Annotated in this window: 12 protein-coding genes; 3 read left to right on the top strand and 9 right to left on the bottom strand. The window is 60.2% G+C overall.

Annotation, left to right across the window (positions count from 1 at the left end):
- Position 1: 1 nt before the first annotated feature.
- Genes ACK3EW_RS13205 through ACK3EW_RS13195 form a run of 3 tightly spaced genes read right to left on the bottom strand, consistent with a single transcriptional unit; the run spans position 2 to position 2,297 of the window.
- Positions 2–619 (bottom strand): glutathione S-transferase family protein, encoded by a 618-nt coding sequence (locus ACK3EW_RS13205; protein WP_493806593.1) that lies wholly within the window; start codon positions 617–619, stop codon positions 2–4.
- 26 nt (positions 620–645) lie between these two features.
- A complete protein-coding gene (locus ACK3EW_RS13200) occupies positions 646–1,389 on the bottom strand; it encodes a sulfite exporter TauE/SafE family protein (RefSeq protein ID WP_493806592.1) in 744 nt (247 codons plus the stop codon).
- Positions 1,386–2,297, bottom strand: a complete 912-nt coding sequence (locus ACK3EW_RS13195) for a LysR family transcriptional regulator (protein WP_493806591.1) — start codon at positions 2,295–2,297, stop codon at positions 1,386–1,388. The genes ACK3EW_RS13200 and ACK3EW_RS13195 overlap by 4 nt, the downstream gene beginning before the upstream one ends.
- A 126-nt stretch (positions 2,298–2,423) precedes the next feature.
- Here ACK3EW_RS13195 and ACK3EW_RS13190 point away from each other — a divergent pair, with 126 nt between their 5' ends.
- The 3 genes from ACK3EW_RS13190 (at position 2,424) to ACK3EW_RS13180 (ending at position 5,467) form a co-directional block, all read left to right on the top strand.
- Positions 2,424–3,401, top strand: a complete 978-nt coding sequence (locus ACK3EW_RS13190; protein WP_085629168.1) for a Bug family tripartite tricarboxylate transporter substrate binding protein — start codon at positions 2,424–2,426, stop codon at positions 3,399–3,401.
- Positions 3,402–3,482: 81 nt separating this feature from the next.
- Positions 3,483–3,980: a tripartite tricarboxylate transporter TctB family protein gene (locus tag ACK3EW_RS13185; RefSeq protein ID WP_493806590.1), complete on the top strand. Its 498-nt coding sequence runs from the start codon at positions 3,483–3,485 to the stop codon at positions 3,978–3,980.
- On the top strand, positions 3,977–5,467 hold the full coding sequence (locus tag ACK3EW_RS13180) for a tripartite tricarboxylate transporter permease (protein ID WP_085629170.1): 1,491 nt from the start codon (positions 3,977–3,979) through the stop codon (positions 5,465–5,467). Before ACK3EW_RS13185 ends, ACK3EW_RS13180 begins: the two co-directional genes overlap by 4 nt.
- Here the strand turns inward: ACK3EW_RS13180 and ACK3EW_RS13175 are convergent.
- The 6 genes from ACK3EW_RS13175 to ACK3EW_RS13150 form a co-directional block, all read right to left on the bottom strand.
- On the bottom strand, positions 5,460–6,878 hold the full coding sequence (locus ACK3EW_RS13175; RefSeq protein ID WP_493806589.1) for a 3'-5' exonuclease: 1,419 nt from the start codon (positions 6,876–6,878) through the stop codon (positions 5,460–5,462). The genes ACK3EW_RS13180 and ACK3EW_RS13175 overlap by 8 nt on opposite strands.
- Before the next feature lie 3 nt (positions 6,879–6,881).
- Positions 6,882–7,382, bottom strand: a complete 501-nt coding sequence (locus ACK3EW_RS13170) for a hypothetical protein (protein WP_439119768.1) — start codon at positions 7,380–7,382, stop codon at positions 6,882–6,884.
- A gap of 25 nt (positions 7,383–7,407) precedes the next feature.
- Positions 7,408–9,231, bottom strand: coding sequence for a DUF294 nucleotidyltransferase-like domain-containing protein (locus ACK3EW_RS13165; protein ID WP_493806588.1), 1,824 nt, complete (start codon positions 9,229–9,231; stop codon positions 7,408–7,410).
- A gap of 99 nt (positions 9,232–9,330) precedes the next feature.
- A complete protein-coding gene (locus ACK3EW_RS13160) occupies positions 9,331–11,112 on the bottom strand; it encodes a sodium:solute symporter family protein (protein ID WP_493806587.1) in 1,782 nt (593 codons plus the stop codon).
- A 5-nt stretch (positions 11,113–11,117) separates the two neighbouring features.
- The gene (locus ACK3EW_RS13155; protein ID WP_085629175.1) at positions 11,118–11,405 is read right to left on the bottom strand and encodes a DUF4212 domain-containing protein; all 288 of its coding nucleotides are present in this window, start codon (positions 11,403–11,405) and stop codon (positions 11,118–11,120) included.
- Positions 11,406–11,499: 94 nt separating this feature from the next.
- Positions 11,500–12,186, bottom strand: coding sequence for an adenylate kinase (locus ACK3EW_RS13150; protein ID WP_493806586.1), 687 nt, complete (start codon positions 12,184–12,186; stop codon positions 11,500–11,502).
- Between the last annotated feature and the right edge of the window lie 5 nt (positions 12,187–12,191).

Below are 12,191 nucleotides of genomic sequence, written 5' to 3'. Positions count from 1 at the left end.
TCTAGATCCCGTGCACCGCCATCACGGCCAATGTTGCCGGGCGGTGCAGCATCGCGTCGTGATGCGCGGCCAGTTTGGGATAGTCTGACAGATCGACCCCAGCCTTTTCCATCCAACGTGGCATCAGAAACAGGTAGGCATCGCAGAACGTATAGCGGTCCCCCATCGCCCACGGCCCCTTGAGGTGGTGGGTTTCGACCACTTTGGCGCAGTCGCGCAGGTTGCTGGCGACCTTGGCTTTCATTGATGCGTGGGCTTCGGCACTGTCAGCCCAACGGGCGCCGCGTTGCATATGGGCAAAGGCCACATGCGCGGTGGCACAGAGATAGGCACACAGCGCATCGGCCTCGGCGCGCTCGAATGGCGTGTCGGGCAGCATATGCGCTTGCGGATGAGTTGCTGCGATATAGGTCAGAATGGCTGGATTTTCGGTGATCACGCCATTTGGAGTCATCAGCGCGGGCACCCGGGCCTTGGGGTTGATTTCAAGATAAGCGGGTTCCGTGTTCGCCCCTTTGGCAATCGGCACCTCGTGCACCGCGTATTCTGCACCGACCTCTTCCAGCAGTATATGTGGGGCGAGGGCGGATGATCCCTTGGCGTAGTAGAGTGTCAGCACGTGGTGTCCTCCGGTTCAGGTTAAGGTCAAACCAGCGCACGGATCAGGATGCCCAGCCCCAAAAGCAGGGACAGCCCGATCAGCAGCCGTCTGAAGATGTTGTCCGAGATGCGCCGGAAAACCGCAATGCCGATCTGTGCAGCCACCAGTGATGTGGGCAGGGCGATCAGGAAGGCAGTGACCGTGGGCGCAGTATATGCGCCACGCCACCACAGCATGACGGTCGTGGTAAACAGAACGCTCATGTTAAAGGGTTGCAGCACGGCGCGGGTTTCGGCCTTGGGCCAAGGGCGCATCGAACACCAGATGACGGGCAGAGCACCAGAGAGCGAGGCCATACCGCCCAGCACCCCGCCGCTCAGCCCGATCAGGGAATCGAGCACCGGCGTGCGTCGTTCGAATTTGGGCAGGTTGGCGCGAAAACTGAAGAAGCCGCCGTAAACCAGCAAGAGCACACCAATAATCAGTTTGAGCGTATCCGCGTCGATGAAGCTGAGCAGTGAGATACCCACAGGCACACCCAAGAGGCCAGGGATGATAAAGCGCATCAGTCGCGGAACATTGCGGGTCAGTGCCTCGCGCACCACCCACAGGCCCTGAATTCCAGTGACCACGGACATCAGCGACACGACAGCCACGGCACTGATCGGGTCCAGCGCAACAAGGAGGAAACCCAGCGCGAAAAGCGCGGTCCCAGTGCCTGCCAATCCGTTGACGAACCCCCCGGCAAAAGCGCCAAGAGTGATGAAAAGGATCGCCGTGGTCGTCATGGCGCCTCCAGTAATGTGGGTGTCGATCCCGCAGCTTGCACTTCAACCGCGCGCAACAGAGCTGCATGGATTTCCTCGATCACGCGCAGTTTGGGGTGTTCCTTGCGATAGGCCAGACCCAGAACCCGGGATGGTGGCTTGGGCCCCAGCGTGACCCGGTTCAGCGGAATCGTGTAGGCGCTGGTCACGCAGGGGCGTGGCACAATCGAGACACCAAGGTTCGCATGCACCATGCTCGAAATCGCCTCGAGGTTCTCAAGCTCCATCGCTTCGCTGACGCGGATGCCGTTTTCCTGCAACCATGTTTCAATCAGCGTGCCGACAACCGCGTCGCGGTTGAAGCGGATAAAGGGCTGTGTTTCGAGGATCTTGGCAGGGTTTGTTTCAGTGACCTCCGCCCCTGTGATCAGGTGCAGCGGCTCTTCCGCGATTTCCAGAAAGACAAGGCCAAGTGGCATCAGTACAGGCTTGGTGACAATGGCGACATCGTAATGTCCACGGTCGAGGCCCGACAACAAGGCGGCCGTTAAAGCTGGTGTGATCCGCACTCGAAGGTCAGGGAACTTTGCCCGCAGGATCGACATCGACAGCGGAGCAAGACCAATCAGCGTCGTTGGCACCGCCCCCAAAACAACGTCGCCGGTCAGCCCGTCATCGCCCAGCACCGAAGGCACAAGGTTGTCGTAGTCCAGTACAAGCTTGCGGGCACGGGCAACCACCGCACGGCCCAACGGTGTCAATTCCGGGGTCCGGTGGCTGCGGTCGAACAGGGAGATGCCGAGATCGGTCTCAAGCGTCCGCATCTGCTGACTGACGGCTGCATGGGTGATGAACACCGCATCCGCTGCCGCGCTGAAGGTCTTGTGGTCGGCAACGGCGACCAGCGTTTTTAGCAATCGGATGGACATAGAGGTGTTTTTGTTCGTTTTGCTTACAGAACTTGTAATTTTTTATTTCTTCGTCAAAGCTCTACTTAAGGTTAACGTAAGTCAAGAGCCCGCAATAGGGCCAAAATTTCAATTTGGGAGGAGACTATGAAACTACGGACTCTAGGGTCGGCATTGGCGCTCGGGGTGGGCCTCATTGCTGGAACGGCAATGGCGGAATACCCTGAACGCCCGATCAACATGATCATTCCTTACGGCGCCGGTGGCGCCACGGACATTTCCGCACGTACCATTGCCGAAGCATTGGGCACTGCGGCGGGCAAGCCGCTTATCATGGCGAACGTCACCGGGGCAGGCGGCGCGACTGGATCGGTCGCGGTGCAGAACGCCAAGCCAGATGGCTACACGATGCTTTTCGCACGTGTCGGATCGCATTCGGTGAACCCGGCGATGAAGGCGACATTGCCCTATACGCTGGACGATTTCCGGTTTGTAACTGTCTACGAGATCAACCCGGTGGCCTGCGCGGTGCGCCCGGACAGCGGCATCGAATCGATGGATGATCTGGTTGCGAAAGTGGCCGAGGGTGGTGTGAGCTACAGCTCGTCCGGCGTTGGATCGTTGCTGCATCTGGCGGGCGCGATGGTGCTCAAGGAATTCGGCGTCGAAAACCCGCTGACCGAGGCCACGCACATTCCCCAGCAGGGGGGCGGCGCGGCTGCAACAGCAGTTCTGAACGGTACCGCGACCTTTATTTGCACCAACACATCCGCTCTGGCGAATTTCGTGGCGAACAACCAGCTCAAGGCGCTGATGGTCACCACCGAAGAGCCGGTTGTCGGCTTTGATGCTCCCACCGCGAACGACCTGGGCAAGCCGCGCCTGAACGCGTTGGTTGGCTGGACCGGGATTGCCGGACCTGCCGGGCTGCCGGATGATGTCAGTGCCAAATGGGGCAACTGGATCACCGAAGCTGCACAGGATGCCAAGTTCGCCGAAACCATGGGCTCCATGGGCTCGGTCATCGATGTGATGAACCCGGAAGAGGCCATCGACTTCATCAATGGTCAGTACACGGTGTTCAAGGCACTGGTCGACGAGTTGGGAATGCGGATCGAAGGCTGAGGCCCTGACCCGATGACCCAGACCTGACTTGCGCCGGGGCCGTTTGGCCTCGGCGTTTCCACCTGCGGAGCCCACTTGCCAATGTCCCAGAAATCGCTGCACCTGCGCCTGGGGATCGTTGCATCCCTGTTCGCGCTTTTCCTCGTGTTCTACGCCATTCCCACCTATGTCTTCTCGCCATCCAATGTCGGCAACATTATTTTGTCGCCGAAATTCTGGCCCTATGTTCTGGCCGGGTTCACTGCAATTATTGGACTTGGTCTGCTGTTCAACGCAGTCACCTCGGCGACAGACACCCCGTTCGAGGACGAGGAAACCGGCCATCCCGAAGGCTCGGCACCGTGGATGCGGCTTGGTGCCTTGGGGGTGATCATGGTGCTTGTCATGGTCGGTCTGCCGCTTCTGGGCATGGTCTGGACAGCGATGCTGGCCTTTGCGGCCTGTGCTTTTCTGTTCCGCACGCGGCACCCGGTGGCGGCCGTTGTCTGCGCGGTGATTGTGCCGCTGCTGCTTTACGCGTTCTTTGCGCATGTCGCCGGTGTGGCGATCCCGCAGGGTGAATTCGTGAGGCTGCCATGAGCCTGATGGACTCCCTCGCCGCCGGCTTTGCGCTGGTCGGAAATATCGAAGCCTTCCTGATGCTATTCATCGGCCTTACGGTCGGGGTCATTGCCGGGGCAATCCCCGGATTGTCCGCGACGATGGCTGTGGCGCTGACCTTGCCCTTCACCTTTGCGATGACGCCGATCAACGCGATCCTGCTTTTGCTGGGGGTCTACAAGGGCGGCATCTTTGGCGGCTCGATCCCCGCCATCCTGATCAAAACACCGGGCACACCGGCATCGTCTGCGACGATCCTTGACGGCCACCCGATGGCTGAACGCGGCGAGGCGGGGCGCGCGCTGGGCATGGCGCTTTACGCGTCCTGTACGGCGGACGCAGTTTCGAACCTCGCGCTGATCCTCTTTGCAGGGTGGCTTGCGTCATTCGCGCTCAACTTCGGCCCGCCCGAGTTCTTTGCGCTGATCCTGTTCTCGCTGACCATCATCGCGGGCGTGTCGGGCGAAAGCCTGCTGCGCGGGGCGCTGTCAGCTTTGGCGGGGCTGCTTCTTGCGACCATCGGTCTTGATCTGGTCTATGGCACCAACCGCTTCACGCTGGGCAATCCGAACATGATGGGGGGGCTGAACTTCATCGCGGTGCTGATCGGTCTTTTTGCCATCCCCGAGATCATCTCGATGGCGTGGAATCCGGTGGCGCATCTGGGAAAGACCCGTGCTCTGGGCAAATCGCGCTGCACTTGGGCGGACTACAAGAACAGCTTCAAAAGCATCATCCGGGGCAGCATGATCGGCGTGTTCCTTGGCTCCATCCCCGGCATCGGGGCCGCCCCTTCGGCCTTTCTCAGCTATTCCGAAGCGCGGCGTACCTCCAAGAACAAGGACAATTTCGGCAAGGGCGAGATTGAGGGGGTTGCAGCCTCAGAGGCAGGCAATAACGGCGTTGCCGGCGCAACACTGATCCCGCTTCTGGCGCTGGGTGTTCCAGGTGACGTGATCACCGCGATCATCATCGGTGCCTTCATGGTACACGGGCTGCAACCTGGCCCTATGATGTTCATCCTGAACGTGGACATCATCTACGGTCTTTTCATTGGCCTGATCGTCAGTTCCGTCTTCCTGCTCCTTGTCGGCTCAGTCGCGATCCGGGGGTTCCGCTTCGTGGCCGACGTGCCCAAGCGCATCCTGATGCCCGGTGTGTTGATCCTGTGCATCTACGGCGTCTTTGCAGTGAACAACAACATCTTCGACGTGGGTGTGATGTTCGTCATGGGCTGGGTTGGCTATATCATGATGCGCAACCGCATCCCGGCAGCCCCGTTCCTGATCGCGTTCATCCTTGGGCCGTTGCTTGAGGACAATTTCCGCCAGTCGATGCTGATGTCAGGCAGTGATCCCAGCATCCTGTTCCGGGGGCCGATCACCTGGTTCTTCTGGTTCCTGACATTTGTGACGGTGTTCGCCATCACCCGCAGCACCCTACGCAAGAAGGTGCCGCTTAGTTAAGATCTTCGAGGAGACGTCCATGCCGGCGCGTCTCCTCGATCACCTGACCGAAGGTGATCAGCCCGCGGGCCTCGAGCATCGGTAGCATTTTCACCAACACTTCAGCGGTTGCACGCGCATCGCCAAGCGCGGTGTGGCGCAGCTCTGTCGGGATGGTGACGTTAAGCCTTTCGCAGAGCGCATCCAGCGTGTGCCGTTCGCTAGCTCCGAACAGGACAGCAGACAAAAGAACCGTATCAAGGATTGGATGATCCCACGTGACCCCGGTGTCTTTGGCCTGACGGTGCAGGAATGCCATGTCGAAGGGCGCGTTATGCGCGACGATCACCGCGTCGCGGGAAAAATCGTGGAACCGCTTGCCGACCTTGCGGATGTCGGGCTGGCCACGCACCATCGCATCGGTCACCTTGTGAACCTTGGTTGATCCGGGCGGGATCGGGCGACCGGGATCGACCAACTGGTTGATTTGTTCACCTTCGATGATGCGCCCATTCAGCACCCGAACCGCGCCCAGCTGCACCACATCGTCCTTGTGTGGCAAAAGGCCAGTGGTCTCGGTGTCGAACACCGAATAACACAGGCTGCGCAGCGGACGGTCTAGGATGTCCATCTCTGCGGCGCCCTTGCGCTGTTCCAGCAGGTCGAAATCATAGACCAACGGGCGTGCTGCATCGGGCGAGATGTCCAATGTCTGGCTGTCGATCACCATCAGGTATCCGCCGCCGTCCATCGGTTTCAGCTTTGTGTCAAAGCTTTGCGTCGCATCTTGCGATTGCGCCGTGAACGTCACGTCCATGCCGGTGCGACCTAGTTTGCTGACCGCGGCCCCAAGGCTACTGGGGTCGAAATAATCGGTGATCTGGGCATTCAGGCGCGGCACACCCAACTGCGCCAGCACTTCTGCGCCCTGTCCGTCATAAAGCACGATCTGTCCGCTGGGTCCGACAAGGATGGTGGCCACCGGGATTTCGGTCAAAAGTGCGGTCAGCCGGGCCTTTTCCGCAGTCAGCCTTGCGGTTTCCGAAGCGATTGCCTGTGCTGTGGTCAATGCGGTGTCGGTCAGCTGTTGTGCCACCGCGGACGCTGCCGGGGCCAGATCTCCAAGGTAACGAGCGGCTTGCATATCCAATGCACCATCCACACCCGCATGCGCGCGGGTGCGCATCTGCGCCGCCAACCGTTCGATGGGCTTGGCGACGTTTTCGTCAAAAAGCAGCCAGATGGACACTGTCAGCCCAAGGATCAGAAACGCGGCAAGGATCGCAGCGAAGGTAAATCCGTTTGCGACCGTTGTCTCGATCGCGCGGCTATAACCGAACCACAGCGCCACCCCGACCGAGGCCAGACCTCCAAATCCCAAAAGGCAAAAGAACAGAAATATACGGACCCGCAGGCTGAGGCTCGAGAGCATGCACTATCCCCTGTCACAGACGCCACTGATGATAGGATCATCCGCAACCGCATCGCGCCAAACCGGATCGCCACCATCACCAAAAGCCGGATCGGCGCGCTGACCGGTAGAGCAATTTACCATAAGCTCCACCGCTTGCACTGTGCTCCACCGACGAAAGAAATAGACATCCGCCATGAAGAGCGCCGCATCTTCGGTGTTTGTACGCACATTTCCCGTATCCAGTGCGATGAATCGATCGGTGTAGGGCGCAAGATAGGTCCAGGGCCTGTAGAACGCCGTACTCTCAGCGGTCTGGACGACCTCCACGCCTTCGGGCAAGGCTTCGGCTGTGCGGCTGTACCAGCTGTATTCGCTGCTGATCGTCGTGCCCAGCATCGCCACGCCTGCGGCCACAGGGATCAACCAATTTGGCACCCGGTCCCCCAGTGTGCGGGCGATGAGCATCATCACACCGGCCCCGGCAATGCCGGCCACGATCACCGCAATCAGTTCCAGAAACATAGATCGTCCTCCCAAACGATGCGCGTCAGCTTAGCATGCCGCGCCCGTGACCAACTGCCGATTGCAGCGACTTTATCACCACGAAAGCATCCCGAAGATGACTTCGCTCAAAGTCCGACAGATCTGTCGGGCTTAGAAAATTGTCTGGCATGATGCCAGTGCGAACCTGCTCTGCCTGATGTTCAAGCCGTGTTTCGGCAATCAGGTCATAGGCGTCGCGCAGATCCTGCCCGCCAGACGCGCTCAGCACCCCGGCGGCAATCGCAGCCTCAAGCCGGGCGGCGGTGTTCACCGCAGTCAGTTTGCCTTGCAAGGCGTAGATGCGCCCCAGGTCCACCACCGGCACCACGCCGTTGTGCTTGAGGTCGATCATGTTCTTGTGCTCGCCGGACCGGATCGTCGCGAAGCCGCGCAACAGCCCCAGCGGCGGTGTATGTTTGAGCGAGTTCGACACCATATGCGCCACAAAGATCGAATTCGCTGAGGCTTTGCGCAGGGTCTCGGCCTGCAAATCCTCGAAGAGCCGCGTGGCTCCGCCAATGGGCCGAAGGTCGAACATGACACTGGCCAGCATCTGCGCCTCGGGTGAGGGTGTCTTGATCCATCCCGCGAAATAGTCGCGCCAGACGCGCACCGGCTGCCGCCAGCGCGGATTGGTCGCCATCATGTCGCCGGGACAATAGACATAACCGCAGGTGTCCAGCCCGTCGCAGACGAACCGAGCCAGCGCTTCGAAATAGGGCATGTCGGCGTCGGTCACGCTGTCGTCCAGAAACAGACAATTGTCCTGATCGCTGACGCCCGTCTGCTCTTGGCGCCCCTGCGATCCGCAGGCGAGCCAGAGATAGGGCACCGGCGGCGCGCCCAGCTTTTCTTCGGCCAAGGCCAAAAGTCGGCGCGTGACCGTGTCGGCGACGTCAGTGATCAGCCGGGTGATGACCTCGTGACGGTTGCCGCCCGCCACAAGCTGAGCCAGCAATTGCGGAATGCGTTTGGTGACCTTGGCCATGTCTTCGGCGCTGTCGGAATGGGCAATCTCGGACACAAGCTCGGCGGAGCTGACCGCCTGAAACCGCGTCAGATCGGTTTGGGTGACAATGCCCACCAGCTTGCCTGCCTGACAGACCGGGATATGCCCAATACGCCGCTCCATCATCATGTGCAGCACGTCTGACCCGATGGCCGATGGGGGCAGGGTGACTGGGTCTGGGGTCATTATGGTGGAGATCGGCGTGTCGAACGGCAGTCCTTCACCGACCACCTTTCCCGACAGATCGCGGATCGTTGCGATGCCCGTAAGCGTTTCTCCGTCGGCCACGCAGATCGACGACACGCGTGCATCGCGCATCAGGCGGGCCGCGGTCTGGACATCGGTGGCAGGCGGACAGGTGAGAGGGGTGGTCGCCATCAACACCTCGACCCGCGTGGTCGCCAGATTGGCGGTGTTCGGCTTTTCGGTCCGGCTGCGATCAAAGAATCGACGGAACGCCGGGTCTTCGCTCATCGCCTGATGAAACCGCTTGGCAGGAAGCAGAAGAACGGTTGTATCGCTCACTGCGCGGGCTGAAGTCAGGCTGGCCCCGTCGCGCAGCAGCCCGCGTTCGCCAAAGGAATTGCGTGGCCCCAGCAACGAGATGGGCACGTCATGTTCATCGCGGATCTCCACGTCGCCGCGATACACGACATACAACCCGTCCAAAGGCGCATTCAGCGCGTAGATTTCACCCCCAGCCGTCACGGTTTTGACGGTCAAGGCGTCGATCAACGTCTGCAGCGCCGCGGGTTCCATCGCGTCATAGGGATGGATTGCGGACAAGAATTGGGCAATCGAAAGCGGATCAAGCGTCATGAAAAGACCTGTCGTCCTATGTAAAAAGTCCCGCCCCGGAATACCGGCGCGGGACCGCGTTGTCAGGGGGGCGTCGCCAGGGCGACGCCTCCTGTTGGCTTAGTGTTCCTGAGCCGCGCCTGCGCCACGGGGCACCCGCACGCTTTCGACCAGCTCTTCGATCTCTTTCGGGATCGGACCTGTCATCTTGGACACGGTGAAGGCCACCGCGAAGTTGATGACGGCACCAACCGCGCCAAAGCTTGTCGATTTGATCGTGCCAAGCAGCGGATCAGCATCGGTAAAGCTGTTGGTGTCAGGGATGAAGAACCAACCCTTGTGCAGAAAGATGTAGATCACGGTCACAATCAGACCTGTCAGCATACCCGCAACCGCACCTTTGTTGTTCACCTTCGTGAAGATGCCCATCATCAGTGCCGGGAAGATCGACGCCGCTGCCAGACCAAAGGCCAGAGCCACGGTTTGCGCCGCAAATCCCGGAGGATTGAGACCCAGATAGGTTGCAACAGCAATCGCCACCGCCATCGCGATCCGGGCGGACAGAAGTTCACCCTTTTCCGAGATGCTTGGGTTCAGCTGACCCTTGATCAGGTCGTGAGACACCGCCGACGAGATCGCCAGCAAGAGACCCGCCGCTGTCGACAAGGCTGCCGCAAGGCCGCCCGCCGCCACCAGACCGATCACCCAACCGGGAAGGTTGGCAATCTCGGGGTTGGCCAGAACAAGGATGTCACGGTTGAAGTTGGTCAGCTCGTTGCCAGCCCAGCCTTCGGTTGCGGCACGTTCCTGCATCGCGGGGCTTGCATCGTTGTAATACTGGATGCGGCCGTCGCCGTTCTTGTCTTCCCAGCCCAGAAGGCCGGTCTGCTGCCATGTCGCCATCCAGTCATAGGCCGGATCGGTTTCGATCTGTTCCACCGACACCGCTTCGCCGCTCGTGCCATTCGGCCAGAACTGCTCGGTGATGTTCAGACGGGCCATTGCACCAACAGCCGGAGCGGTGAGGTACAGCAGCGCAATGAAGACCAGCGCCCAGCCTGCGGACCAACGTGCGTCAGCAACCTTGGGAACAGTGAAGAAGCGCATGATCACGTGCGGCAGACCTGCCGTCCCGATCATCAGCGACAGGGTAAAGAGCACCATGTTGAACGTGTCGCCGTGGTGGGCCGTGTATTCGTTAAAGCCAAGCTCGGCCACGATCTGGTCCAGCTTCGCAAGCAGCGGTTCTCCGCTGGCCTGGTGTTCGCCGAACAGGCCAAGACCCGGGATCGGGTTGCCGGTCAGTTGCAGCGAAATAAAGACCGCCGGAATGGTGTAGGCCATGATCAACACGACATACTGCGCAACCTGCGTGTAGGTCACACCTTTCATGCCGCCGAACACCGCGTAGGCGAACACCACACAGGCGCCGATCAAAAGGCCGGCGGTGTTGCTCACCTCAAGGAAGCGGCCAAAGGCCACGCCAACACCGGTCATCTGACCAATCACGTAGGTCAATGAGGCCACCAGGAGCGAAATCACAGCCACAAGGCGGGCTGTCGGGCTGTAGAAGCGATCACCGATAAATTCGGACACGGTGTATTTGCCGAATTTGCGCAGATAAGGGGCCAGCAGCAGTGCCAGAAGCACGTAACCGCCTGTCCAACCCATAAGGTAGGTCGAGTTGTCATAGCCGGTAAAGGCAATCAGACCCGCCATCGAGATGAACGATGCCGCAGACATCCAGTCCGCCGCTGTCGCCATACCGTTGGTGACCGGGTGAATGCCGCGACCGGCGGCATAGAATTCCGATGTGGATCCCGCGCGGGCCCAGATCGCGATGCCGATGTAAAGCGCGAAGGACGCGCCCACAAAGAGCAGGTTGATGGTAAACTGATCCATGGCTCTTATTCCTCCTCGACGCCGTATTCTTTATCGAGCTTGTTCATCCGCCACGCGTAGAAGAAGATCAGCGCCAAAAAGACGAGGATCGACCCTTGCTGGGCGAACCAGAAGCCAAGATCGGTGCCGCCGATCTCGATACCGGCAAGCATTGGGCGCAGCAGAATGCCGAACCCGAACGAACAGATGGCCCAGATCACCAGGCTCACCAGGATGATGCGCACATTGGCCGACCAGTAGCCCGCGTCGGACTTCTGACCTGCCTGTGCCGGTTGTGATGTGTGGTCCGCCATGGCGGCTCCTCCTCTTCCCTCGTTGAACGTGCCCCGCAAGCGCGGGGAAACGTATCCCATGTGTCGCGGCACCAAGGCCGCGTGTGGCAACCGCTTAGGCGGTGGCCTTTCCGACGATCGCGCCAAGCTGTTTGGCGATGTCGTCAATGGCTCCCCTTGCATCCACACGGGCAAGCGCGCCCTGTGCGTCGTAAAATGCAATCAAGGGGGCTGTCTGTGCATGATATGCATCAAGCCGGGCTGCGACGGTTTCCGCATTGTCATCGGCGCGGCGTTTGAAATCAGTGCCTTGGCACTTGTCGCATTGGCCTTGGGTCGCAGGTGCCTTGAACGTGTCGTGATAGCCTTCGCCGCAGCCATCACAGGTGAAACGCCCGGAAATCCGGTCGACCATCGCGGCATCATCGACATCGAGGCTGATGGCGGCGTCGATCTTTTGGCCATTTTCGGCCAGCAGCGTGTCCAACGCCTCTGCTTGCACGGTTGTGCGCGGAAAGCCGTCAAGGATCACGCCTTTGGCGCAGTCGGCATCCGCCAACCGGTCGCGCAGGATGGCGATGACGATGGCGTCGCTCACCAAGTCTCCCGCTTCCATCACGGCTTTGGCCTGCTTGCCGGCGTCGGTGCCAGCGGCCACAGCCGCACGCAGCAGGTCGCCTGTGCTGAGTTGGACAAGGCCGAACTGGTCTTCCAGCATGCGGGCCTGTGTGCCTTTGCCAGCACCCGGAGGGCCAAGCAGGATCAGAACCGGGGCGGTTGTGGGTGTTGTGCTTCCGTCCATCACCA

The sequence above is a fragment of the Marivita sp. NO-S04 genome (assembly GCF_059070475.1).
This window is presented reverse-complemented; position numbering and strand designations above follow the sequence as displayed.